The sequence below is a fragment of the Cellulophaga baltica genome (assembly GCF_900102165.1).
Lineage (GTDB): Bacteria > Bacteroidota > Bacteroidia > Flavobacteriales > Flavobacteriaceae > Cellulophaga > Cellulophaga baltica.
In genome coordinates this window covers 42,818-66,138 of the sequence record NZ_FNBD01000005.1, presented here as the reverse complement: position 1 = coordinate 66,138, position 23,321 = coordinate 42,818, and the positions used below count along the sequence as shown (strand labels likewise).

General features: G+C 34.3%; 26 protein-coding genes. 12 read left to right on the top strand and 14 right to left on the bottom strand.

Translation table 11 applies throughout. The features are described from left to right. The first annotated feature begins 74 nt into the window (after positions 1–74). The 7 genes from BLQ19_RS09920 to BLQ19_RS09890 all read left to right on the top strand — a co-directional run bounded on the left by BLQ19_RS09920 (position 75) and on the right by BLQ19_RS09890 (position 8,989). Positions 75–974, top strand: coding sequence for a leucine-rich repeat domain-containing protein (locus tag BLQ19_RS09920; RefSeq protein WP_074538253.1), 900 nt, complete (start codon positions 75–77; stop codon positions 972–974). 20 nt (positions 975–994) lie between these two features. After that, positions 995–1,882 (top strand): leucine-rich repeat domain-containing protein, encoded by an 888-nt coding sequence (locus tag BLQ19_RS09915; RefSeq protein WP_074538252.1) that lies wholly within the window; start codon positions 995–997, stop codon positions 1,880–1,882. 170 nt (positions 1,883–2,052) lie between these two features. Then, the gene (locus tag BLQ19_RS09910) at positions 2,053–2,937 is read left to right on the top strand and encodes a leucine-rich repeat domain-containing protein (protein ID WP_074538251.1); all 885 of its coding nucleotides are present in this window, start codon (positions 2,053–2,055) and stop codon (positions 2,935–2,937) included. Between the two features lie 164 nt (positions 2,938–3,101). Next, positions 3,102–4,232, top strand: a complete 1,131-nt coding sequence (locus BLQ19_RS09905) for an efflux RND transporter periplasmic adaptor subunit (protein WP_025613734.1) — start codon at positions 3,102–3,104, stop codon at positions 4,230–4,232. Beyond that, complete coding sequence (locus BLQ19_RS09900; protein ID WP_074538250.1) at positions 4,232–7,456, top strand: efflux RND transporter permease subunit; 3,225 nt, start codon at positions 4,232–4,234, stop codon at positions 7,454–7,456. The genes BLQ19_RS09905 and BLQ19_RS09900 overlap by 1 nt, the downstream gene beginning before the upstream one ends. Continuing rightward, positions 7,456–8,805 carry a TolC family protein gene (locus BLQ19_RS09895; RefSeq protein ID WP_074538249.1) on the top strand — a complete coding sequence of 450 codons (1,350 nt, stop codon included), beginning with the start codon at positions 7,456–7,458 and terminating at the stop codon, positions 8,803–8,805. Before BLQ19_RS09900 ends, BLQ19_RS09895 begins: the two co-directional genes overlap by 1 nt. 1 nt (position 8,806) lies before the next feature. Continuing rightward, positions 8,807–8,989: a CPXCG motif-containing cysteine-rich protein gene (locus tag BLQ19_RS09890; RefSeq protein WP_074538248.1), complete on the top strand. Its 183-nt coding sequence runs from the start codon at positions 8,807–8,809 to the stop codon at positions 8,987–8,989. A 4-nt stretch (positions 8,990–8,993) separates the two neighbouring features. Here the strand turns inward: BLQ19_RS09890 and BLQ19_RS09885 are convergent, their stop codons facing one another. After that, complete coding sequence (locus BLQ19_RS09885) at positions 8,994–9,623, bottom strand: SDR family oxidoreductase (RefSeq protein WP_074538247.1); 630 nt, start codon at positions 9,621–9,623, stop codon at positions 8,994–8,996. Between the two features lie 99 nt (positions 9,624–9,722). Then, positions 9,723–9,944 carry a hypothetical protein gene (locus BLQ19_RS09880; RefSeq protein WP_024478948.1) on the bottom strand — a complete coding sequence of 74 codons (222 nt, stop codon included), beginning with the start codon at positions 9,942–9,944 and terminating at the stop codon, positions 9,723–9,725. A gap of 290 nt (positions 9,945–10,234) precedes the next feature. Here BLQ19_RS09880 and BLQ19_RS21295 point away from each other — a divergent pair, with 290 nt between their 5' ends. Further along, positions 10,235–10,381, top strand: coding sequence for a hypothetical protein (locus BLQ19_RS21295; protein ID WP_161785742.1), 147 nt, complete (start codon positions 10,235–10,237; stop codon positions 10,379–10,381). A 60-nt stretch (positions 10,382–10,441) separates the two neighbouring features. Here the strand turns inward: BLQ19_RS21295 and BLQ19_RS09875 are convergent, their stop codons facing one another. Beyond that, positions 10,442–10,831, bottom strand: coding sequence for a DUF983 domain-containing protein (locus tag BLQ19_RS09875; protein WP_074538246.1), 390 nt, complete (start codon positions 10,829–10,831; stop codon positions 10,442–10,444). Positions 10,832–10,981: 150 nt separating this feature from the next. On the opposite strand from BLQ19_RS09875, the gene BLQ19_RS09870 reads away from it, so the two are divergent. Further along, positions 10,982–11,854: an AraC family transcriptional regulator gene (locus tag BLQ19_RS09870; protein WP_074538245.1), complete on the top strand. Its 873-nt coding sequence runs from the start codon at positions 10,982–10,984 to the stop codon at positions 11,852–11,854. Positions 11,855–11,995: 141 nt separating this feature from the next. Here the strand turns inward: BLQ19_RS09870 and BLQ19_RS09865 are convergent, their stop codons facing one another. The 3 genes from BLQ19_RS09865 to BLQ19_RS09855 form a co-directional block, all read right to left on the bottom strand. After that, a complete protein-coding gene (locus tag BLQ19_RS09865; RefSeq protein WP_175444427.1) occupies positions 11,996–12,217 on the bottom strand; it encodes a hypothetical protein in 222 nt (73 codons plus the stop codon). A 314-nt stretch (positions 12,218–12,531) separates the two neighbouring features. Next, positions 12,532–13,194 (bottom strand): DNA-binding response regulator, encoded by a 663-nt coding sequence (locus BLQ19_RS09860; RefSeq protein ID WP_217637580.1) that lies wholly within the window; start codon positions 13,192–13,194, stop codon positions 12,532–12,534. Positions 13,195–13,209: 15 nt separating this feature from the next. After that, complete coding sequence (locus BLQ19_RS09855) at positions 13,210–14,979, bottom strand: sensor histidine kinase (protein WP_074538243.1); 1,770 nt, start codon at positions 14,977–14,979, stop codon at positions 13,210–13,212. Between the two features lie 310 nt (positions 14,980–15,289). Between BLQ19_RS09855 and BLQ19_RS09850 the strand changes: the two genes are divergently transcribed. Continuing rightward, positions 15,290–16,054, top strand: a complete 765-nt coding sequence (locus tag BLQ19_RS09850) for a hypothetical protein (RefSeq protein ID WP_074538242.1) — start codon at positions 15,290–15,292, stop codon at positions 16,052–16,054. A gap of 152 nt (positions 16,055–16,206) precedes the next feature. Here BLQ19_RS09850 and BLQ19_RS21290 read toward each other — a convergent pair whose 3' ends face one another. Beyond that, a complete protein-coding gene (locus BLQ19_RS21290; protein WP_175444426.1) occupies positions 16,207–16,383 on the bottom strand; it encodes a hypothetical protein in 177 nt (58 codons plus the stop codon). 428 nt (positions 16,384–16,811) lie between these two features. Here BLQ19_RS21290 and BLQ19_RS09845 point away from each other — a divergent pair, with 428 nt between their 5' ends. Then, positions 16,812–17,480, top strand: a complete 669-nt coding sequence (locus BLQ19_RS09845) for a hypothetical protein (protein ID WP_074538241.1) — start codon at positions 16,812–16,814, stop codon at positions 17,478–17,480. Positions 17,481–17,506: 26 nt separating this feature from the next. Here BLQ19_RS09845 and BLQ19_RS09840 read toward each other — a convergent pair whose 3' ends face one another. The 7 genes from BLQ19_RS09840 to BLQ19_RS21790 form a co-directional block, all read right to left on the bottom strand. After that, entirely contained in the window at positions 17,507–17,902 is a 396-nt protein-coding gene (locus BLQ19_RS09840) for a DUF3761 domain-containing protein (RefSeq protein ID WP_074538240.1), read from the bottom strand. Between the two features lie 306 nt (positions 17,903–18,208). After that, complete coding sequence (locus BLQ19_RS09835) at positions 18,209–18,526, bottom strand: GIY-YIG nuclease family protein (RefSeq protein WP_074538239.1); 318 nt, start codon at positions 18,524–18,526, stop codon at positions 18,209–18,211. Between the two features lie 130 nt (positions 18,527–18,656). After that, complete coding sequence (locus BLQ19_RS09830) at positions 18,657–19,643, bottom strand: type II toxin-antitoxin system HipA family toxin (protein WP_074538238.1); 987 nt, start codon at positions 19,641–19,643, stop codon at positions 18,657–18,659. Further along, on the bottom strand, positions 19,643–19,969 hold the full coding sequence (locus tag BLQ19_RS09825; RefSeq protein ID WP_024478937.1) for a HipA N-terminal domain-containing protein: 327 nt from the start codon (positions 19,967–19,969) through the stop codon (positions 19,643–19,645). The genes BLQ19_RS09830 and BLQ19_RS09825 overlap by 1 nt, the downstream gene beginning before the upstream one ends. Beyond that, positions 19,969–20,178: a helix-turn-helix domain-containing protein gene (locus tag BLQ19_RS09820; RefSeq protein ID WP_024478936.1), complete on the bottom strand. Its 210-nt coding sequence runs from the start codon at positions 20,176–20,178 to the stop codon at positions 19,969–19,971. The genes BLQ19_RS09825 and BLQ19_RS09820 overlap by 1 nt, the downstream gene beginning before the upstream one ends. A 303-nt stretch (positions 20,179–20,481) precedes the next feature. After that, a complete protein-coding gene (locus BLQ19_RS09815) occupies positions 20,482–20,856 on the bottom strand; it encodes a hypothetical protein (RefSeq protein ID WP_074538237.1) in 375 nt (124 codons plus the stop codon). 74 nt (positions 20,857–20,930) lie between these two features. Then, positions 20,931–21,431, bottom strand: a complete 501-nt coding sequence (locus tag BLQ19_RS21790; protein ID WP_074538236.1) for a GIY-YIG nuclease family protein — start codon at positions 21,429–21,431, stop codon at positions 20,931–20,933. Between the two features lie 254 nt (positions 21,432–21,685). Here BLQ19_RS21790 and BLQ19_RS09805 point away from each other — a divergent pair, with 254 nt between their 5' ends. Then, complete coding sequence (locus BLQ19_RS09805; protein WP_139150235.1) at positions 21,686–23,260, top strand: oleate hydratase; 1,575 nt, start codon at positions 21,686–21,688, stop codon at positions 23,258–23,260. The last annotated feature ends 61 nt before the right edge of the window (positions 23,261–23,321 follow it).

The following is a 23,321-nucleotide window of genomic DNA, read 5'->3' as shown; positions in this document are numbered from 1 at the left end:
GTACGATATAATATTCTAAATTTGTAGGAGTATTCCTATAGCAATCAAAAAGGGATGTTTTTAAAATTTAGCGTATGACTATTAAAATTTGGAAATCACTATTGGTAATTTTGTTGTTTACAACGGCTGCATTTGCTATTCCAAAAGCAGAGAAAAAGGCACTTGTAGATTTATATAAAAGTACGAATGGCGATGGTTGGAAGACTTCTTGGAACTTAGCTACGAAAGTTTCTAAATGGGACGGTGTAGTTATAGAAGATAATCATGTTGTTGCTATTACGCTATTCAATAATAACTTGACGGGGGTACTTCCTTCAAGTATTGGAGATTTGCAGTATTTGAAAATTTTGAACTTAGCTTTTAATACTATTGAAGGGCAATTGCCAGTTGGCTTGTTTCAGTTAACAAACTTAGAGGTTTTAAGGTTGGGTAAAAATAAATTTCAAGGTGCAATTCCAAATGAAATTGGAGCATTAAAAAAATTAGAGCATTTAGATTTGTATCATAATAATATGTCTGGTGCATTGCCAGAAGTTATTGGTTCATTGTCTCAGTTAAAAGTAATCTCACTTTCAGATAATAGGATTGAAGGGAAGCTTCCTGAATCTATTAGTAGTTTATCCAATTTAGAGCGCTTAGAGCTTTCTGAAAATAATTTAATGGGTGACCTTCCTAAAAACTTAAGTGCATTGCAAGAGCTAAAAATTTTAGCCATCGCAAATAATTCATTCTCAAATAAATTTCCGTCAGAGATCTTAAAGATGCAAAATTTAGAAGTTTTGCAGATTCAGAAAAATAACTTTGAAGTAAATTTCTTGGCAGATTTTTCTTCTACGGCTTCTAGTTTGGTTGTGTTTGACTTTGATGGCAAGACCAATGTATCCTACAGTAAAAGAAATTTAAAAGATCTTTATTTAGATTCTAATACGCGTACAGCAAAGGCGAAGTTTGAAGATGAAGAGGAAAAAAATTAATTAAGTTAAGTATCATAGCTATGAAAAACATGATAAAGACATTTTTGGTAATTGCAGTATTCGGAAGTTATAATTCGTATGCGGAAATTTCTAAAGCAGAAAAAGATGCTTTGATCGACCTATACACGCAAACAGATGGTCAAGGTTGGAATACGACCTGGGATTTAAACAGTCCTGTGAGTAATTGGCACGGTGTAACCGTAAAAAATGATCAGGTAATAAAAGTAAATCTGTTTCATAATAACCTTAGCGGTGTATTGCCCGCAAGTATTGGCGCTTTAAAAAACTTAACAGAATTAAATTTAGCGTTTAACCAATTAACAGGGGTATTACCTTCGGAAATTAGCGCCTTAGAAAATTTAATCATTCTAAAATTAGAAATGAATAGATTAAAAGGTTCTTTGCCAGAAAATTTAGGTAAAATGGTTTCCTTACAAGAATTAACTGCTTTTAATAATTTTTTATCAGGAGAAATACCAAACAGCATTGGAGAATTAAAAACACTTAGGACTTTAAATCTATCAAGTAATAATTTTAAAGGAGCTATACCATCTTCTATAGGAAATTTAGAGCACTTAGAATCTTTAGGTTTGTTTGAAAATGGCTTACAAGGCGTAATGCCTTCAGAGCTAGGGAACTTAGGGAAGTTAAAAGAGTTAGTGTTGGCAAATAATAAATTAAACGGGGCTATACCTAAAGAAGTAGGGCAATTGGCGAGTTTAGAAATTTTTCAAATTCAAAATAATGGCTTTGATTCTTTTGAAGATATTAGTAGTTTAAAAATAAATAGTTTATTGGTATTTGATTTTGACGAAGAGAAAATTGAAACTTCTCCTAAATTTAAAGACATAAAGAAATATACAACAAGAATGGCCGATACCAAGTTTGAGGACGACACCGATAATTAGGGATTATAAACTAAATTAAAGAAAAAGAGGTACTGTAGAGTACCTCTTTTTTTATACATTTATCATAAATAGATAGATTTTACGTTATAGAGTTTACGTAACCTATTTATAAACCATAAATGAAAGGTGTTTCACAACATATCCTTTTGTTTAAATGTATTGACCAAATCATGAAACCAATAAGCAAAAAGTTATTATTTGTTTTTTTGTGTTCGTATTGTTTCATCTCGAAAGCGCAAATTCCTGATGATGAAAAGAACGCATTATTGTCATTATTTACTGCTACTAAAGGTGCTCAGTGGAATATTCAATGGGACTTATCACAACCCGTCACGGAATGGTACGGCGTAAGAATCAGAGAAAATCATGTAGTTGGGATTGAATTAGGACGAAATAACTTAACAGGAATACTTCCTAAGGAAATTTCGAATTTAAAAAAGCTAGAAATTTTAAATTTATCTTTAAATAATTTAAAAGGTAATTTTCCAAAAGAGCTTTTAGGTTTGGTGGAATTAAAAGAGATTAGTCTTGAAATGAATAATTTCAGAAATCAAATTCCCTCTACGATCAATCAATTACAGCAATTAGAGATATTATCTCTATATAACAATGCGTTCACAGGGGTAATCCCAGAAAGTCTTGGCAGGATTAAGAACCTCAAAGTCATTAATCTTTCTGGAAATTATTTAGAAGGCACTATTCCGTTATCTTTTGGGGGCTTATGTAACCTAGAGGTTTTAGGCTTGTTTGGTAACAAATTGAGTGGAGTTATTGGGCTTAATTTTGATAAATTACCAAAATTGTATGAAATTACATTAGCTTATAATAAGTTTTATGGACCTGTACCTGAAGGTATAGATGTGCTAGGAGATTTAAAATATTTACAGCTTCAAGGCAACAATTTTAATTCATTTGATAGCCTAAAAAATATTAATAGGGAGCGTTTAATTACATTAAATACAGATAGTTTAGCGCTACAGAAAGGTGCTGATTTATTTGAATTAGAGGTAGTTCCTGAAGCAAACGCTAAAGGAAAAGAGCTAATATTAGAATAAAAGTCAAAAAATATCGATTAAAAAAAAGGGATGCAATTTTTGCATCCCTTTTTTATGTCGTAAGATATAGTGATGGTTGCGATTTTTTAAGAAATGTTTAACTAAACTAGCTTAAACTAATGGATAGTTTTGTAGTCCAATACAATTCCAACCAGAATAAACTCATGAGAAAAATTATAATATCAATTTTAGGGGTGCTTTTAATAGTTGCTTCTGTTTTTATTGCTAATGCTATCGTAGATAGTAAAACCACTTCTAAACCAAAACCTGAGAAAGTTATTAAGTCGGTTTTTACTGAAAAAGTAAAAAATGGGACGGTTGCGATTGTTGTTCCTGCTAACGGAACTATCATAGCAAAAAGGCGCGTAGAATTGTATGCTGAGGTTCAAGGTGTTTTTAGAGGGAACAATAAATTATTTAAGGCAGGAGAAACCTACAGAAAAGGCGAGGCTATAATTAGAATAGATGCGGCAGAGTATGCGGCAAGTGTTCAATCTGCAAAAAGTAACTTATATAATTTGATAACGTCTATTATGCCAGATTTGCGCTTAGACTATCCAGAAATATTTGATAAATGGCAAGCGTATTTAAGTGGGTTTGATATGGATGCAACTACCCCAGCGTTACCGGAATTGTCTTCAGAGAAAGAAAAATATTTTATTAGTGGTCGTGGTATTTTAACTAGCTTTTATAATGTAAAGAATTTAGAACAACGATTAAGTAAGTACAGAATTTCTGCGCCGTTTGATGGTGTGCTTACAGAAGCCTTGGTTACAGAGGGAACCTTAATTCGTTCGGGACAAAAATTAGGAGAGTTTATAAATACGGAGGTGTATGAATTAGAAGTGTCTATAAGTAAGACTTACAGCGATCTACTCAAAATTGGAGAGAAAGTAAATTTGGTAAACTTAGAAGGTACAGCAGAATATACTGGTGTTGTGACACGAATAAATGGGAGTGTAGATCAAGCTTCACAAACTATAAAGGCATTTATAGAAGTAAATGATAAGCGTTTAAAAGAGGGCATGTATCTAGAAGCAAAATTAGATGCTAAGAAAGAAGAAAATGCAATAGAAATTAATAGGGGCTTACTGTTAGAAAGTGATCAAATTTTTGTGGTAAGAGATTCTATTTTAGATTTAATAGAAGTAAAACCCGTATATTTTTCGGATAAAAAAGTGGTTTTAAAAGAAGTGCCAGACGGAACCGTCATTGTTTCAAAGCCAGTGGTTGGTGCCTACGCAGGTATGTTGGTTAAAGTTTTAGAAAATGAATCTGAAAACCCAACAAAGTAATGAGAAATATAATAGCATATTTCATTAAATATCACGTAGCCGTTACCGTATTTCTTATTGCAATTACGATATTCGGTGCCGTAGGAGCTTTTTCTTTAAAATCATCCTTTTTTCCGCTTACAGATTCTAAAAACATTACGATCTCCGTGGTATATCCAGGGGCGTCTCCTCAAGAAGTTGAAGAGGGTATTGTTTTAAAAATCGAGGATAACTTAAAAGGTTTAGAAGGTGTAGATCGTGTAACCTCTACTTCAAGAGAAAATAGTGGTTCTATCAATGTAGAGATAGAGAAAGGAAGAGATGTTGACTTTATGCTGCTAGAAGTTAAAAATGCAGTAGATAGAGTGCCTTCTTTCCCAACGGGAATGGAGCCCTTGGTGGTTTCTAAATTAGAGGCCGTCAGACAGACAATTAGTTTTGCAATCAGTGGTAAAGACATTCCGCTAGCTACCTTAAAGCAAATAGGTAGGCAGGTTGAAAATGACGTGAGGGCTATAGAAGGTGTTTCTCAAATAGAAATGTCTGGATACCCAAATGAAGAAATAGAAATAGCAGTCAATGAAAATAGCTTACTTGCGTACAACATTTCTTTTGATGATGTAGCGCAAGCTGTGGCGAATGCCAATATTTTAGTAACGGGGGGTAATATAAAAACCAGTACGGAAGAATATCTTATTCGCGCTAATAATAGGTCTTATTATGGAGATGAGATTTCTAATTTAATCATAAGAGCAGAAAGTTCAGGTCAAACAGTTCGTTTAAAAGACGTAGCTATCGTCAGAGATCGCTTTGAAGAGAGCCCGAATGCCTCTTATTTCAACGGAAATTTAGCTGTAAACTGTTCTATAACCAGTACAAATACGGAAGATTTGATCTCCTCTGCGGAGAAGGTTAAAGAATATATTGAAGAATTTAATCAAAAATACAATAATGTACAGCTCAATGTAGTGAGTGATCAGTCGAAGACTTTAGTGCAACGAACGGAGTTACTTACAGAGAATGCTATTGTTGGAATGATTTTAGTACTTGTATTTTTATCCTTATTCTTAAATACGAGACTTGCGTTTTGGGTAGCTTTTGGATTGCCAATCTCTTTCTTAGGGATGTTTATTTTTGCAGGCTTTTTTGATGTTACCATAAATGTATTATCGTTATTTGGGATGATTATAGTTATAGGTATTTTGGTAGATGATGGTATTGTTATCGCAGAGAATATCTATCAACACTATGAGAAAGGGAAAACACCAATACAAGCAGCCATAGATGGTACAATGGAAGTTATTCCTCCTATTGTCTCTGCAATTATTACCACACTTCTAGCATTTTCAATTTTCTTATTTTTAGACGGTAGAATTGGTGAATTTTTTGGAGAGGTCTCCGTGGTGGTAATTCTCACCTTGGTGGTGTCTCTAGTAGAAGCACTGATAATTCTTCCGGCTCACCTTGCACATTCTAAAGCATTACAGCCTTTAGATTCTAAGCCTAAATCAAAATTAGCAGAAGCATTTGCTAAGTTGCGTGTCATCAATCAAGCAGGAGATCGTTTTATGAACTGGATGCGGGATAAATTATATGGTCCTGCTTTACGTTTTGCGCTAGAGTATAAAATATTGTTCTTTTCATTTTTTGCTATAGCCCTAATTTTAACTTTTGGCGCTATTGGAGGAGGAATCATTAGAACAACATTCTTCCCTAATGTGGCAAGTGACCGCGTGTCTATATCCTTAGAGATGCCTAATGGCACCAATGAGATTATTACAGATTCTATTATTAGTTTAATTGAAGATAAAGCAGAAATTGTCAACCAAGAGTTTACCGAGAAGTATTTGAAAGGTACAGATAAGATGTTATTTGATAACATGATTAGAAGAGTAGGGCCAGGCTCCTCTTCTGCATCTTTGACCTTAAATTTACTACCAGGAGAAGAACGTCCTGATGAGATTTCTTCAGAGTTGGTTACTAATAGATTACGAGAATTGGTAGGGCCTGTTGTTGGAGTAGAAAGCCTTATTTTTGGTTCTGGTGGGAATTTTGGAGGAAGTCCGGTAGCTGTTTCTTTGTTAGGAAATAATATTGAAGAATTAAAAGCTGCAAAAAAAGAGCTTAAATCCATACTAGAGAATAATGCTACGCTAAAAGATGTTGCGGATAATGACCCTGCAGGTATTAAAGAAATTAAGTTAGAACTTAAGGAAAATGCCTATTTGCTAGGATTAGATTTACGGACAATTATGAATCAGGTTCGTGCAGGATTCTTTGGAACACAAGCCCAACGTTTTCAACGTGGGCAAGATGAGATTAAGGTATGGGTGCGTTATGATAGAGCAAACAGGTCATCTATTAATGATTTAGATGATATGAGGATAACAACACCTACAGGGGATAAGGTTCCTCTAAAGGAAATAGCAACCTACACCATAGAGCGTGGAGATGTCGCAATCAATCACCTTGAAGGACAGCGTGAAATACAAATCACAGCCGATTTAAAAAATAGCAAGGAAACAAGTGCAACCGATGTGATGCTAGAAATAGAAAACACCATCATGCCAGATATTCACTCTAAATATCCAACGGTATCTGCTTCTTATGAAGGGCAAAATAGAGAGGCAAACAAGCTGTTGTCTTCGCTTCAATTTGTAGGATTGTCTGTTCTTGCACTAATTTATATCACGATAGCCTTTACGTTTAGAAGTTTTAGCCAACCTTTAATGTTGTTACTTTTAATTCCGTTTAGTTTAACCGCAGTAGCCTGGGGACACTGGGTTCATGATTTTCCTATAAATATCCTTTCTATGCTAGGAATTATAGCCTTGATAGGAATTATGGTGAATGATGGTTTGGTGCTTATTGGGAAATTTAATGTAAACCTACGTGAAGGGATGAAGTTTGACGATGCAATGTATGAAGCTGGGAAATCTAGGTTTAGAGCTATATTTTTAACTTCTATTACCACTATAGCAGGACTAGCACCACTTCTTTTGGAGAAAAGTAGACAGGCGCAATTCTTAAAGCCTATGGCAATTTCTATTGCATACGGTATTGCATTTGCAACCGTGTTAACCTTATTGATGTTACCGCTATTCTTATCCTTTGCCAATAGAATTAAAGTTTCTGGTAAATGGTTAGTTACTGGTAATAAAGTAACCAATGAAGAGGTAGAACGAGCAATTAAAGAGCTTGAAGAAGAAAAACATTTAAGAGGAGAATTGAATCATAAAGAATAATGGGAAAAAAGATCATTATAGCAGTACTTTTTTTAAGTGCTTACACAGCTGTTTTTAGTCAAGAAAAACTTCTGACCAGAGATGAGGCTATGAAGAAGGCTCTTGAGAACAATTTTGGAATAAAAATAGCAGGCAATCAAGTAGCAATTGCAGACAATAATCAAGGGATATTGAATTCTGGATATTTGCCGACCCTTACGGGTACTGCAAATGCTAGTTACAGTCGTGATGATTCTACCATAGAATTCCCAGGGCAACTCAATGATGATAACTCGGTTCGTGCAGATGTTGAAATAGATAAGGCAGAGGCACAGCGCTATAGTTCTGCTTTAAATTTAAACTATACGCTTTTTGATGGCATGGGGCGTTTATATAATTATAAGCGACTCAAAGAACAATATCAATTAAGTGAATTGCAAGCTAGAGAAACTATTGAAAACACGCTTTTACAGTTGTTTAGTGTTTACTTTGACGTGGCTAGATTAACAGAAAATAATAATGTTTTAAAACAAGCATTAGAAATTTCTAAAGATAGATTTAAGCGGGCAGAATATTCTTTTGAATACGGGCAGAATACCAAATTGGATATTTTAAATGCTCAGGTAGATGTGACCAATGATAGTATTGCTCTTTTAAATGTGGAACAGCAATTGATTAATGCGAAACGCGATTTAAATGTTGTTTTGAATCAGAAATTAGAAGAGGATTTTCAAGTAGATACTACGCTAACATTTATTCCATCCCTGAAGTTAGAAGAATATTTAGGGCAGTCTATAGAGAACAATGTTGCTTTATTGCAAACCGAACGAAATCTAAAGATTAATGAATATGATATTAAGGTGAGTAAATCGGGCTATTTGCCAACGGTAGGTCTTACAGGCTCTTATGGTTGGAATTTAAACCAAAGTGCTGCTTCTGCCTTCTTTCCGGGGACAAACAATACCACATACAATTTAGGATTAGGTGCTAGTTTATCATGGAATTTGTTTGATGGAGGTAAGACTACGGTAGCAGTAAGGAATGCAAAGATTACCTATGAAAATCAAGAGCTGGTAAAGCAACAAGTGGCTTTAGAAGTAGAAAGAGATATACAGAACGCACATACCGTCTATAAAAATTTATTAAATATTTTCAAAATTCAAGGGCAAGCGGTAATTACCAATGAAAATAATTTTGAGCGTTCAAAAGAACAATTTCAATTGGGGAGAATTACTTCCATAGAGTTTAGACAGGCTCAAATTAATTTATTGAATGCTGAGACCAATAAAAATCTAGCAAAATATGATGCTAAGCTAGCAGAGCTGCAGCTTTTGCAATTAACGGGTCAGCTATTAAATATAAATTTCTAAGATGTACGAGCATTTTTTTCAATGTCCTTATTGCTGGGAAGAGATTTCTATGCTGCTAGATACTTCGGTACGGCAACAGACGTATATAGAAGACTGTGAAGTTTGTTGTAATCCAATAGAGCTCACGCCTGAATTTCAGGAACATGAGCTCGTAGGGTTTTCTGCAAATGATATTGACCAGTAAAGATTTATTCTACTGTATCTAAGGCTTGACCAATTAAGGTTTCGCCCTCTAATATTTCAAATGTTTTATGGTTCGCTACATCGTCATGTAAGGCACGTACTAGTGTTTGTGCCACATCATCTCTACTGATGTTTCCCTCTTGAGATAAATGTTCTGAAAGTACTATTTTACCTATACCTTTATTGTCTGTAAGGCTTCCTGGGCGTACTATAGCAAAGTTAAGTCCACTATTTTTTAAATGCATATCAGCATTATGCTTTGCTTGTAAATAATCTTTTAATTTTTCAGCCTTTTCTGGCTGATCAGCGCCCATAGAGCTTAGCATTACAAACTTCTTTACGTTGCTAGCTTTAGAAGCATCTACCAGTTTCTTAGCGCCCTCTTGATCTACCTCTACTACTTTTTTACCACCAGATCCGGCTGCAAATATTACTTTATCAATATTATTGGTGCTATTGCTTATATCTTGTTCTAAATCTCCTAAAATTACTTCAATATTTTTTGCTTTAAATTGTTCCATTTGAGATTCTTTACGAACCATGGCTACAGGATTAAAGTATTGAGATTGTGCTAATAAGTTTACTATTTTTTTTCCAGTGGTACCGTTGGCACCAGCTACTAATATATTTTCCATAACGTTATTTTAGAAGGTAAAAGTACAGGATGTATGGAAAGGAGCTTGCCGTAAACAAATACTTGTTTAATGCATTTAAGAGAATGTATTGCTTAGGGATTAAGCTAATTTAGCTTTGCTAGCTTTAGTTACAAAAGAAAGTTCTTTCTTGATCTTATGATTCTTATCTAAATAAATACCTGCAGTTGAAGTTTTGAAGGTATTGAAAGTAACTACAGTTTTAGTGATTGTAGTTGCTTTAACATCTTTTTTGTTGCTCGTGTTAGCTTGTGCGCTAAATCCGATAAATACAAATAATAAAGTTGTTAAAATAGATTTCATTTCATTCGATTTGGGATTACAAGAACGGGATTATCCTTCCTTATGTAGTTATCATTCGGTTAAAGGGTCTTTTTTTCGGTCACTGACAAAATGATAGATAAAGGGTGTAAAATGCTCGTTAACTGACATTTACATCGAAAACTCTTTATCGGGAGAATACGTCGTTTATCGGAAGCTTTTGACCTTGTTTACGACTAAGAATTTTTTCTGTTTTTTTAAGAACTAAAAAAGCAACTATTGCGTTAATCTTGTATCTAGTAGAAAACTAAATAAAAGTAAGAAGAAGAAAGATGAAGAATTTATTGAATTTATGTTTAGATGTTGTAGATGGTAATCCTATGGTTTTTATAGTATTGAGCGCTATAGTAGCATCGGTGTTATTGTATATAGAAATTAAAAATAACTACAAAAAAAGAGTAATCAATAAGAAACAATAACTAAAACGAGTCTTTACCATAAAGTATAAGGGTTCTAAACATTTTGTTTGGAACCTTTTTTTATGCGCCTACATTGGTCTGTTTTTGGTAATGCTTAAAGAAGTTAATCCAAATATTTCTAGATAATCGTAGTATTATCGGCAGCATAACTAGCATGACAGCGCAAATAATAAAGAAGGTGGGTAAAATAGCAATCCCAAATACTATATAAGATAGCACAAATGCTACGGAGGCAAAAGCGATGCCTACAGGGTAACTCACATACATTGCTCCAAAGAAAAACGAAGGCTCCATTTTATACTTTGTACTGCAATGACTGCAACGTTCATGCATTTTTAGTGTAGACATCACTTTAAACGGATTAGCTTCTTTGTACATGCTTTCTTCTTGGCATACAGGGCAGCTGCCTGTTAAGATGCTATATATTTTCGTTCCTTTTAAAATATTCATAGTAGTTATGATTTTTATGATAATAAAAAAGACATTTTTATTAATCAACTATTTAAAGCCTGTACATCCTAATTATTATACAAAATTAGTATATTTATCTTCTTTTTAAGTTAACTAAAATTACATATACTAGCACAATAAAGACATTTTTTGAAAACGTACCCTGTTTATGATATTCAGAATTTCAAGCGGAATTTAATTCAGGAAGGTCTTTACGTCAATACCTTTAGTAATCATTTAATTAATAATAGTTTTATAGAGCGCTCACATGGGCATAATTTTTATCTGCTCGTACTTTTTACCAAAGGTTCTGGAATTCATAAAATAGATTTTAATACGTTCACCATTACTCCAGGATGTATATATCTTATCCAACCGGGTCAAGTACATAGTTGGAAGTTGTCTAAGGACATAGAGGGCTACATCTTATTTTACACAAAGGATTTGTATAATCTGTATTTTGGAGCCAAGAGGATAGAAGAGTATCCATTTTATCAAGCCTCAAAAAATATCTCAGAGGTACGTTTAAACGAACCTGAAGTGCGTTCTCTTGAAGTCTATTTTAAACTTTTAGTCAAAGAGAATCTAGCATCGAATACCCGGAAATTAGATAAGCTTTTAAATCTAATTGATATTATCCATATTGAAATTTCCCGAAAGCATTTTCAGGAGAACAATGTAGACTTGCATTCTTACAATCATAAACTAGAACAATTTAATACGTTGTTAGAGCATTATTATAAAACAGAAAAAGCACCTTCTTTTTATGCTTCTAAAATGAATATGAGTCTAAAGCATTTAAATCGGATTTGTAACTATGTTTTAAATAAAACCGTCACTATTCTTATTGCTGAGAAAGTGGTTATTGAAAGCAAGCGTATGTTAACTTTTAGTACAAAATCTGTTGGAGAGATAGCCCAAGAGCTAGGCTTTGAAAATTATTCTTATTTCTCAAGATTATTTAAAAAATATACCCAAACCGTTCCTTCAAAATTTAGAGCACGCCTTAAGGCAGAAAACTAGTGGAATTATTTTTCTGCTGTTGTTTGCAGCGAATAATGTATCCAGTGGTATGCTGAGTCAAAAGTAGGTAATCGATCTTTAGAGTGCGTTTCAATTGCAGCAAGCGTATATGTTATATCATAAAAGAGGCGCATATTAGCTTTAAAACCCCAAGTTGAAATTGCTTTTCTCTACGTTATATTCTATTTGTTGTAATGCTCCGGGTACAGAAGTAACTGGCAGTTTGCAGCTGTTGTTGAGGCAGAAATAGATATAAGTTTTATCATTTTCAAAACGGTCTTTATAAATAGCAATATTCGATACTGTTTCAGAACCGATAACTAAAGTATTTACTAAAAATTTAGAATTTAACTCTTGGGTCAAACTAAGCGCATTAGAACCCACCACAGCAATTTCATAATAGGTAGCAAATAAGTGTAGGGCAAGGGAGCTCCATTTGGTATATCCTTCAAGATTTTCTTGTAAAAAATATAATAAGAAGCAATAGCAGTGCAGATGAGGTATTCTTGAATCTAAGTCAAAGGCATCAAAAATTATATAGAATGACCGATTTTTGCTATTCTACACCTCGCAGCAGTACTTTTTAGAAGTAAGATGCATCTCTTTTCTTAAGAATTGGTGGACTTAATTAGTAAGAAGAGGAACAGAAGCATGTGATAAGAGAGTCATCTAAGTACTTATATAAGTCCTAGACTAGAGGCTACATAAACCAAATGCGTGGTGTTTGTCGCATTAAAATAATCTTTCAATTTACTAATGTTTGCTTCAATAGAGCGCACACTATTTGGAGAAATGTCTTGTTCTTTTAATAGTGCACTTATTTCATGTTGGGTATATCCTTTGGCCAAATATGCTAAGAGTTGCTGCTCATAGCCATCCAAAGCTAAAACATTTTTCTGTTGCAATACGGCAGTAGCTATGGGGCAGGTATATTGTTCATGATTGGTGATGGCCTTAATACTTTTTTGAAGTTCACTAAGACCATTTAATCCTTTACAGACATAGGCATCAATTTGTTGGTCGGAGAATAAGGTAGTGATGGTATGATGATCATCTTCCACAGAAAAAACAACCACTTTTAAAGTAGGCTGTATGGCTTTTATGGCGGTAACAAGCTCTTGTCCGTTTTGGATGTTTTTCTTCGCCCTAGGATTTTCAAAAGACAAATCGGTAATCAAAAGATCATAAGGAGTCCCATCATTTAGTGCCTTTTTGAGCTTTAGAAGCGCATCATCGCAATATTGAGAATGGCCAATTTGGGCATAGCCCATATTTTGTAGGGTAGTGGTAACCCCTAAGTTATTACTGTCAATATCTTCAGAAACAAAAATTCTATCCAATTGCATATCCTTTTATTAAATAGCAAACGTCAGGGTTACGGTAACCCCTTCCTTTGGTTTGGATTCGAAATTAATACTTCCTTTTATACTAGCTATGCGGTTTTCCACATTCTTAAGGCCATTTCCTGAAATTTTTTCATTTTTATCAAATCCTATCCCATTATCTACATACTTTATTAATATCTCTTTGGCATTTTTTACACAGGTAATTGCTACAAAAGTAGCTTCACTATGTTTTTTCATATTTACGAGTAGTTCTTGCAATACTCTATAGAGTTCAATTTTTGTTTTAGGGGCTATATCATCCCAAAAACTCAAGGGTAATTCTTTGGTGATTAATTTTGTGCTGGCGGAACTGTAGGAATTTAGAAGTGCAAAAAATTCTTTTCCAAAATTTTTCCCGGTATCAATCGCCGTAAATTCTTTAGAAATATCTCTTACTCTTTGGTAAATACTATCTAGTCCATTTAAAATAAGAGCATTTTTAGTATCGGTAGGAGTAGGTGTGTCTTGTTGCACCTGCGTCATTAAATAGAAAATATCATTTCCTAGTTCATCATGTAATTTTTTAGATAGGCGTAGCTCCGTTTTGTATGATATTTCTAGCTGCTCTTTTTGTTTTTGATGGTTTTTGTAATAGATTACAAAACCAATAACACCTAAAAGAAATACGGCAGCAGCCAGCGCCAAAATTTTTTGTTTTTCTTTGATTGCTACTTGCGTTAGCAGCTTAAGATTTTCCTTCTCTAAGGCATCGTTATCATATTTGGTGGCCGCATAGATGGCGCGAATAGTTTGTCTAGATTTTTCTAATTGGTTTTGTAGTTGGGAATAGGTAATTGCTTCGTTAGAAATAGCTTGGCGCAAATCTCTTTTTAAAGGCAGAATTAGATCTAGAGCTTCTAGACTAGCTACCGGATTCTTTAATTTTTCAGCGTACGTATAGGCTTGTTGAGCATACCGCAAAGCTTTAGCTTTTTTAGTATCAAAATAAAATTCGGCTAAATGAATGTAGCTAGAGAACAAGCCGCTAGCGGAATTCAAAGAAGTCCGGATTCTTAAAGATTCTAAAAGCAGGGTTTCACTTTCGAGGTTATTGGCCTCTTCTAGCCATTTAAAATGGCCCATATTACAAATAGCTCTAGAAAATTCAAAGAGGTTTTTATCCGCTGTTTCTTGGGCAATGCTATCTAAAATATGAATACTTGCGCTGTATTCTTTTTTTTCGGCTAAGATATTAGCTCTAGTAATAGTAATGATATGAATACTAGAGGGTAAAATTTCGGCCTTTGGGTTATTTTTTAGGATGTTAAAAGCTTTAGTATTCCAACGGAGGGCCTCTTCGGGGTGTCCTAATTCTTTTTGAGCCACGGCAATGGTTTGGTAAAGTCCAATCGTAGTTTCTAGCTCCTCAGTATTTTCTAAATAATTTAATCCGTCAATGGCTGTGATCATTGCACCCGTATAATCTCCTAAGCTTTTTTGAATGTTTGCCATACCCAGTAAACGATCTCCTGCAACGACGGTATCTTTTAAGGCTAAATTATAAGTGTAAGACTTATCATAATAAAAATAGGAAGAATCTAACTGGTTTAATTTGTCAAAATAAAAAGCTTGGCGCCAATACGCATTGTCAATAGTACTGGTATCAGACTTTGTTTTGGCCGCTTGTAATAATTTCTTTGAATATTGAATAGCATTGGCGTACTCTTTCTTTTTTGTAAAAGCGCCAATTTGTTTTTTGATAATTTTTAAAGAATCGGGAGTTGATTGTTTTTTATTCATAGAAGAATTCGCAGCAAAAACGGAGTGTTGACTCACGAATAGAAGCAGATAAAAAAGGGATACAATAAACTTGTAATTCATCTTTCGAAAATACAAAAAGTGTTTACATAGTAAGGCTCTTTTTAAGGAGGAAATAAATAATTGTACTTCTTACATTTCTCTGTGTTCTTAAATGCACTATTTTTTTAGTAGTAGGTATACTAAGCTGGTTCTGTTTTCGTTTTTTTTCTGAATGGGTTGGCGAGTATTTTCTGTCCATTGTTTTACATAAACCTAGAAACAACCAAAACAAATAATAAGTACATCAATTATGAGAAAAACATATTACATTTTAGGCCTTTTTTGTGCATCAATTTTAGCGGTAAGTTGTTCCGATGATTCGGTCAGCGAAGAGTTTGAGGAAGCCAATGGTGATGTGGTACAAAAGTTAATTAAAACAGTAAACCTAAATTCTAGTGAGAATATGGAAGATGAGGGAATGCTCGAATTTTCTTATACGGCAGACGGCGCTTTAAGTAGTGTATCTAATGGTGAAGGTTCTAGTGACTTTCTTTATGATGGTGATGAATTGGTAAATGTTACTGGCGAAGAAGATGTTAATTTATCTATAGAAAAGCTGTATGAATCTCCTTATGATGCTTTTGAAACTGGGAATGTTCTAGAGTATGACGCCAACGGAAATCCTAAAATCATTGAATTTTTTGAAGAGGATTACGATTGGGAGACCGATTCGTACCTTTCTTATGTATATACTGCTGAGATAACCTATGATGAGGCTCAAAATCCTTTCTTCTATACTTTAGAAGCTGGTGGTATAATTGATGTATTGGATGGTATACAATTAAACTTTAGTATGAGTCCTCAGTCTTCTGAGATTATAAAAGCAAGAATGCTTTTTCCTGTAAATAATCCGTCTAAGATTGTATATAAAAATGAAGACGGAGAAGTAGAATATACCATTACGGCCAGTTATGTATATGATGCAGATAACTATGCAACTTCAGGAGTTATTTCTTCTTCATCTGATAGAGAGCCTGATGCTTCTTATACTGTTCAGTTTACCTATGTTGAGTAGGTTTAACCAAAAGAAATAGGATAAAAAAAAAGAGCTGTATGACCTAGTCATCCAGCTCTTTTTTTATGAAAAATATAGAAAGCAGGATGAACTACCATTGCATTCATCCTACTTTCTTAGTTGGTTTATTATGTCCTAATTAGGGATACTGATTAATTATCACCATCCTCTTCTTCTGCATCCGGATCTTTTACAATAACCCCATCATCACCTTCTGTGGCGTTGAGGTTTTCATAGACCGTATCTTGGTCTGCAGTAGTTGTAGCATCACAAGAAATTAAAGATAGGTTGGCACTTAGTATTACGATTAAAAAAGTTATTTTTTTCATTTTATTAGTTTTAAAAATTTGACATAAGGGTGGCTGTTCGGAGTATTCCGAATGTTATTTGCACCACATTGTAAAAGGTGTTGGGAGTACTCCTCTTTTATTGGTTGGGAAGTGAAAAACACCTGTCGAAACTTTTAGTTACTTCCCAATAAACTATTGGTTTGTTCTAGGTGTTTTCCTAATGATGAAAGGGCGGTTATCATGAATAGCCTCTCAATCACAAGGCAAAGTAAGGGCTTAGGTTTTCTACGGAATGGAGAGAGGATGGAAAGTGTATGGAAAAGAATTTCCAGCAGGTTTTTTCCATATAATTTCCAAAAATGTAGTAGTTTTAGGGTACAACCAGACCAACCAAAATGTCCAAAAAATTAATAACCCTTGTATTTAAAAAAGTAGAGGTAGACTCATGCTCTTCAGTTAAAACTAGGATGGCCCAGTATCTCTCAAACGAACTTGATAAAGTCAATAAATTTCAAATTAGTGAAAGAACTCTTCGCGATAACTATACAAGATTTGTAGAAAAAGATGAGGAAAATCTTGAGCCTATCAAACCTCAAGTAATTGAATATTTATGTAACTATTTAGGTTATAAAAACTATGCGGAATTTGTTACGGCTCATCCGTCTGAACTTGATGAGCCAAAGGTTATAGAAGAGCCGATTATAACGAAAGACCCAGAGCCAGAAATATCCGATTCCGGAAGGAGTACTTCAGTTGGTTTTTTTAATCAGGGGAGTAACAAAATAGTTTCGTTACTATCGGTTGTTGTGATAAGTGCATTAACCTATTTCGGTTTTGTAAAAGAAGAGCAGAATTGTATGGTATGGCAAGAAGATCATTATGAGAAATCGGCATGTACAGGAGTAGCCCATGAGGAGCCATATCAGGAATTAGTATTTCTTAATTTTAGAAAAATAAATGATCTTCAAGAGGTAAAAAGTAGGCGTGAGAAACACCAAGAACTTTGGTATGTTAAAAAAGGAGGAGAAGTAGAATTTTTTACCTACTATCATGCACATCCTATTTATCATAAAGGATTGCATAAAGTAACAGACTACATGTATAAAACCCATGTTTTAGATAAGTTGAAGGAGTAAAGTTAGTTAGGCGTTCCACGAAGATTTCACTCGTAAAGCCAATAGGCTACGCCGCCATGATGAGAGCAAGCGCCTCTGCCTGTAGCTGTAGAAGAAGTACCATCATTACAAATAGCGCCTACTCTAATCGTTGTAGTCGCTGCCTTTTTATAACGTTTGGTTGTAACGGGTTGGGAGATTCCTAATTCGGCTTCTATACTATTACGAGAAGCCTTAAAGCGGTAGGTGGTGGGGACTTCAGGAGTAGAATACGTTTTGTTGGAGTAAATTTCTGTAGGAGCTGTACGTTGTTCCTCAACAGGATCTTGCTTTTGACTGTAGATGAGCAGGCCTAATAATGCTAGCGCAATACTAGTCTTAGGATATTTTCTAACAATACCAATCACAATGCCTAGAAATAAAAGTTTAAGAATCCATTCCATGTGCTGGTAGCGGTGTTAGAAAAGCTTGGTGCTTCAAAGTTCCTAACAAACATAGAATCATAAAACAAAATAACCTTGCGGTTTTCCGCAGGGCATAAAAATTAGGTGATTATATAATGCTATTTAGCTAGAATAGCTATTGACATTTGGTCTTGGGAATTAAAAATTCAACGGGAAGTCTACACGCTTTATTATTTTCTATCACTATTTATAATTTATGGTGTTGATCCATTTAGGTAGGTTGTATTAATAGCGCAAGCAAGCACGTGGCTCTGATTAATGGTTTGCTGCATTGCACTGTGTTCGTCATTGCGAGGCACTTTTGCCGAAGCAATCTGTTGCTTGTTTGATGAGATCTTCCCAATCAGGATTTTCTTTTTCTATCAAGGCTATTTTTTTTGCTCTACTGCCTGCTTTTAATTGTTTCTCTCTAGCAATGGCTGCTCCTATGTCTTGAAAGGCTTCATAGTACACCAATTTGTTTGTGTTATATCGCGCTGAAAACGACTTTGAATAAAACTTTGTTTTATGCCGTTCTATACGCTGTAGCAAATTACTAGTTACCCCAACGTACAGTGTGGTATTGTTTTTATTAGCGAGTATGTATACAAAACCTGGTTTCATAAGGTCATTGCGAAGGGGGACGACACGGCAATTTACGGAAGCAATCTGCCTAATTCATATTCTTAAATAACAGCTTGATTTATTCCATTGTATTGCGCTAGCATAAACCTATCTTCTGAATATTCGTTAATCATAGACGTCGTAATTTATTTAACCGGGTTTGGTAGGCTTGTCTGTAATTTCGCTTCGTTTTTTCATCTAAAAAAGAAGCTTCAATTAATTTTAATACCGCATCACTTTTAGCCGTTAAAGACTTAAATACGTTATCTATTTGTTTTTTTGAAATCCCTGCTTGTTCGCCTAAGACATAAAACTGTTCTGTAACTTTACCTTGTTTTAAATTAGGTGGTAATAAATCATCTTCTAAAGCAAAATCTTTATCGTCTATATGCAATCTACTGTTTAGTAAATCGTAAGCCGGACTTAATTTAAAATCGCCTAAAGGTGTTTCTATCAGTGAGAAGTTTTTAAAATGCGCATCGCCATTAGAAAACAAATAATTAAAAAGAATAAGCTTAAATAGTTTAATAGATTCTACAGCATAGGCCGGAACGTACTTTTTTAAAATAGTAAACAGCTCTAAATAATTACCTCTATATTTAAAATCTTCGCCATGTGTTTGTGGTGTTCGTTGTGCTAAAGATGCAAAATCTTCTTGTGCCCATTTACGACCATCTTCTTTTACATCAAACCGTTTTGTAATATATGCAGGGTTACCATTTTTAAAGAAGATGAGTGCATTTTCGGCAGTTTCTATATTAAATACTTGTCTTGCTATTTGCATAGTTAGATGCTCGTTTGCGGGCATTTGATTGGCGTTTTTACCAACGTTTGGTATTGGTTTTAATATGTATTGTCCTTGTTCGTTTTCTTCGACTAAACGTAACTTGTTTTTTTCTAATAGGACCGAAAATTTTTCTTGCACACCAGAAATAGACATGCGTTTTCTGTTTTCTGTAAACAGCGCATCTGTAATGTCGTTGCTTGTTGGGGAATCGTAAGGTAAAAGAGGACTTACTTTTTTACCATTAAATACACGTCTTAAAGCGGTGTTACTATAAGAATTACTCTCTTTAGCAAGGGTACTTGGGCAAACTGTAATTTGTGGTATTGCCATTATTTGTCTAGTTTTTTAATAGTTACTGCACCAATAGTATCTTGTTTTGCTGTCGTTAACAAGATGCCAAAATGATCTTTGGTATCTATACGGTTTTGAAAACAAACCGTTTGCTTGTTAGAGCCTTCTGGTAACATATTATAAAAAAAAGAAAACAAATGTTTAGACGTATATTCTTGTTGTGTTTTAGGTAAGGTTAAACTAATTGCTGGTTTATTAATATCGTTAAACCAACTATCTTGATACGTAAATACAAAACTGGCATCGTCTAACTGTGTCAACATGCCTGCCTTTTCTTTTTTATATAGAACCTCAGCTTGTCTCATTATTTAAGTTCTTTAATCGTAAATGTTAATTCCATACCTAATGCATTACCCAATTTTTGTAACGTTTCTAGGGTTGGATTTCCTTTACCGCTTTCAAATTGTTTAAGCGTACGCAAACCTACTCCAGAAAGGTCTGCAAGCATTTCTTGTGTTACATCTAGATTGTCTCTACGTGTTTTTATAGCTTCTATTAAATCTTTTGAGTGCATTATATGGCTCTTTTTATATAAAAATATGCCTTTTTATAATTCAAACCTAGGGTAAGTGCTTTTTAACGCACTATTTGTGGTTTTTTGAATTTTTAGAATAATTAATTTGTTAAAAGTGCTTTTTATTGCACTATTATGTGTTTGAATATTTAAGAAATTTTTACTAAATGCTTAACAAACAATTCTATCATTTTTCTTCTATGCTGCTTACAATTACTCCAAATTCATTTATCATTATCAAAAATCTTTCACAAACGCTACCCTGATATCCTTATAAAGTTTAAGAATTTCAGTTAATAGCGACTAAAGTTCGGCTTCTGTTTTATATTTTGGAAGATTAAAATTTTCTCGAAAGCCAGTATGTAACTTTTCTGAAATAAAATCAAATCTATTGTAAAGTATCCAATCCTCATTACGGATTACATATAGACTAGGCTCAACAAGACCGTCATTTATAACTAATCCTAGATTTAGTTCAAATGCTTCATATTCATATTTTAAGGTAAAGAATTTATCTTTTGATACATATGAGAAATTTTCATCCAATTTTTTTAGAATAGCGAGATACCGCTTTGTATTCCTACCACGGAGTCTATTTTCATAATCATTATGATCCAGACAGATTTCTTTATATCTACTAACAAAGTTTATCTTATTTAAGATTAAATTTATATCCAATTTGCAAGGCTTTTCATTTAGATGATCTGATACTACTGTTTTCTGGAAGGTTATAGACGATAGCGCTAATTTTATTACCCCGTCATACCTTCTATAAAAACTTGTACATACTCTTTCATTTTAGATAAAATGCGTTCACCTATTTCACGTGCTTTTAAAATACTTGGTCTATTGTCTAAGCATTTAAAAACGTCATCTTTGATAGGTTCTTGTCCGCTATAGATATACGTGTCAATTAAGGCTTTAAACTGTGCTTTATCTAAATTCTCTTCGTCACAAAGTTTACCCAGTGCAAGTACTTTTTGCTCTTGCCAATCAGGATTTTCTTTTTCTATCAAGGCTATTTTTTTTGCTCTACTGCCGGCTTTTAATTGTTTCTCTCTGGCAATGGCAGCTCCTATGTCTTGAAAGGCTTCATAGTACACCAATTTGTTTGTGTTATACCGGGCAGAAAATGATTTTGGATAAAACTTTGATTTATGCCGTTCTATACGCTGTAGCAAATTACTAGTTACCCCAACATAGAGTGTGGTATTGTTTTTATTAGCGAGTATGTATATAAAACCTGGTTTCATAGTGTTATTGTGTTACGCTCACTATAAAGTTATACAAAAAATCCTTACTGCAATGGCTGTAAAATCTTCTGCGATTTTGGAGTTGCATCTTTTAGGGTATAAAATAAATTATAAACGCATCACCACTTTTACCTTATTAAACCCCCAATCACAATTTGTTGTTAATGTCTTGTAAACCTGATTTTTATCAGGTTTTAGGCTTGTTAGCCGTGCTACCTTTATGCTATATTATAGTTGAATTAAAACGTGTAAAAATGTCAAAAGAAACAATTAAAGCGTATTGTTTAGGAGGAGGACTAGGTTCATTGGCTGCTGCAGCTTTTATGATTAGAGATGGTGGAATGTTAGGTTCTCAAATTACAATTTTTGAAAAGCTCCCTTCCTTAGGTGGGTGTTTAGATGGGGCAAGGTTAGAAGATGGGAGTTATTCGCTTCGTGGGGGAAGAATGCTTACCACAGATGCCTACGAATGTTTTTGGGGCTTGTTTCAAGATATCCCTTCTATACATAATAAAGGCATATCTGTAAATGAGGAAACTATAGCCTTTAACAAAAAACATATAGCGCATTCTCAAGCGCGTTTGGTAGATAAGAACCGTCATATTGTAGATACGGCTACCATGAATTTTACCATGCATGACAGGTTGGAGTTTCTTACCTTATTAGAAGCATCCGAAGAAAAACTGGGAACATCGAAAATTACGGATTGGTTGTCTCCAGAATTTTTCACCACTAATTTTTGGTACATGTGGCAAACAACCTTTGCTTTTGAACCTTGGCATAGCGCGGTAGAGTTTAAGCGTTACTTACATCGGTTTATGAATGAGTTTCCAAGAATTAATACTTTGGCTGGCGTAAAAAGAACAGAATACAATCAGTATGACTCTTTGGTGCGCCCATTACAAGCATGGCTGCAAGAAAAAGGGGTTAATTTTGAATTAGCGACTACTGTTGATGATATAGCTGTTGAAGAAATAGATGGAAAAGTAACGGTGATATCAGTTAGCGTAATTGGGCCAAAAGGAGCCAAACAGGTAGCTGTTGCTCCAGATGATCTTGTTATTTTTCAAAATGGCTCTATGGTTGATGCTTCTAGTATTGGTTCTATGGAACAGGCTCCAGCGAAAATAACAAAAGCAGATAGTAAGGGGTGGACGCTTTGGGAGAAATTAGCGAAGGGGAGACCGGATTTTGGAAACCCAGCACCTTTTAATACGAGTATTCCAGAATCTTTCTGGGAATCATTTACTGTTACGTTTAAGACATCGGAGTTTTTTGATAAATTAGAAAAAATGTCAGGCAACAAAGCTGGTACCGGTGGTTTGGTAACGTTCAAAGATTCTAGTTGGTTAATGTCTGTGGTGTTATATAACCAGCCACATTTTATAGGGCAGCCAGATGATGTCTTTATCTTATGGGGGTATGCGCTATATGGAAACCGAGTAGGAGATTTTGTTCCTAAAACCATGATTGAATGCAATGGGCAGGAAATACTAACAGAACTAGCAGGCCACTTAAATTTTGATGACAGTGTCTTTGAAGGTGCTATTTGTGTGCCTTGTAGAATGCCATATATTACGTCTATGTTTATGCCACGAGCTACTAGTGATAGACCAAAACCAGTGCCAGCAAGTTCTAAAAATTTAGCTTTTGTAAGTCAGTTTGTAGAAATTCCGGATGATGTGGTCTTTACGGTAGAGTATTCGGTAAGAGCTGCACAAACGGCCGTATATCAACTATTAAATATTGATCGTGAAATTCCTAAAATCACGAAACATGATAAATCACCTAAAGTACTTTTAGATTCTGTGATCAAATCATTTGCATAGCGCTGTAGTAAATGAAGCGTTTAGGAAAACAAAAAAGCCACTTCTCATGAAGTGGCTTTTT

Excerpts from the sequence above, each read along its gene's own strand:
- BLQ19_RS21295 (WP_161785742.1), top strand. The coding sequence starts at position 10,235 with ATGAAGAATTTATTGAATTTATGTTTAGATGTTGTAGATGGTAATCCT.
- BLQ19_RS09910 (WP_074538251.1), top strand. The coding sequence starts at position 2,053 with ATGAAACCAATAAGCAAAAAGTTATTATTTGTTTTTTTGTGTTCGTAT.
- BLQ19_RS09885 (WP_074538247.1), bottom strand. The coding sequence starts at position 9,623 with ATGGAAAATATATTAGTAGCTGGTGCCAACGGTACCACTGGAAAAAAA.
- BLQ19_RS21790 (WP_074538236.1), bottom strand. The coding sequence starts at position 21,431 with ATGAAACCAGGTTTTATATACATACTCGCTAATAAAAACAATACCACA.
- BLQ19_RS09820 (WP_024478936.1), bottom strand. The coding sequence starts at position 20,178 with ATGCACTCAAAAGATTTAATAGAAGCTATAAAAACACGTAGAGACAAT.
- BLQ19_RS09805 (WP_139150235.1), top strand. The coding sequence starts at position 21,686 with ATGTCAAAAGAAACAATTAAAGCGTATTGTTTAGGAGGAGGACTAGGT.
- BLQ19_RS09915 (WP_074538252.1), top strand. The coding sequence starts at position 995 with ATGAAAAACATGATAAAGACATTTTTGGTAATTGCAGTATTCGGAAGT.
- BLQ19_RS09840 (WP_074538240.1), bottom strand. The coding sequence starts at position 17,902 with ATGGAATGGATTCTTAAACTTTTATTTCTAGGCATTGTGATTGGTATT.
- BLQ19_RS09825 (WP_024478937.1), bottom strand. The coding sequence starts at position 19,969 with ATGAGACAAGCTGAGGTTCTATATAAAAAAGAAAAGGCAGGCATGTTG.
- BLQ19_RS09875 (WP_074538246.1), bottom strand. The coding sequence starts at position 10,831 with ATGAATATTTTAAAAGGAACGAAAATATATAGCATCTTAACAGGCAGC.
- BLQ19_RS09835 (WP_074538239.1), bottom strand. The coding sequence starts at position 18,526 with ATGAAACCAGGTTTTGTATACATACTCGCTAATAAAAACAATACCACA.
- BLQ19_RS09830 (WP_074538238.1), bottom strand. The coding sequence starts at position 19,643 with ATGGCAATACCACAAATTACAGTTTGCCCAAGTACCCTTGCTAAAGAG.
- BLQ19_RS09905 (WP_025613734.1), top strand. The coding sequence starts at position 3,102 with ATGAGAAAAATTATAATATCAATTTTAGGGGTGCTTTTAATAGTTGCT.
- BLQ19_RS09900 (WP_074538250.1), top strand. The coding sequence starts at position 4,232 with ATGAGAAATATAATAGCATATTTCATTAAATATCACGTAGCCGTTACC.
- BLQ19_RS09880 (WP_024478948.1), bottom strand. The coding sequence starts at position 9,944 with ATGAAATCTATTTTAACAACTTTATTATTTGTATTTATCGGATTTAGC.
- BLQ19_RS09890 (WP_074538248.1), top strand. The coding sequence starts at position 8,807 with ATGTACGAGCATTTTTTTCAATGTCCTTATTGCTGGGAAGAGATTTCT.
- BLQ19_RS09845 (WP_074538241.1), top strand. The coding sequence starts at position 16,812 with ATGGCCCAGTATCTCTCAAACGAACTTGATAAAGTCAATAAATTTCAA.
- BLQ19_RS21290 (WP_175444426.1), bottom strand. The coding sequence starts at position 16,383 with ATGAAAAAAATAACTTTTTTAATCGTAATACTAAGTGCCAACCTATCT.
- BLQ19_RS09920 (WP_074538253.1), top strand. The coding sequence starts at position 75 with ATGACTATTAAAATTTGGAAATCACTATTGGTAATTTTGTTGTTTACA.
- BLQ19_RS09855 (WP_074538243.1), bottom strand. The coding sequence starts at position 14,979 with ATGAATAAAAAACAATCAACTCCCGATTCTTTAAAAATTATCAAAAAA.
- BLQ19_RS09850 (WP_074538242.1), top strand. The coding sequence starts at position 15,290 with ATGAGAAAAACATATTACATTTTAGGCCTTTTTTGTGCATCAATTTTA.
- BLQ19_RS09895 (WP_074538249.1), top strand. The coding sequence starts at position 7,456 with ATGGGAAAAAAGATCATTATAGCAGTACTTTTTTTAAGTGCTTACACA.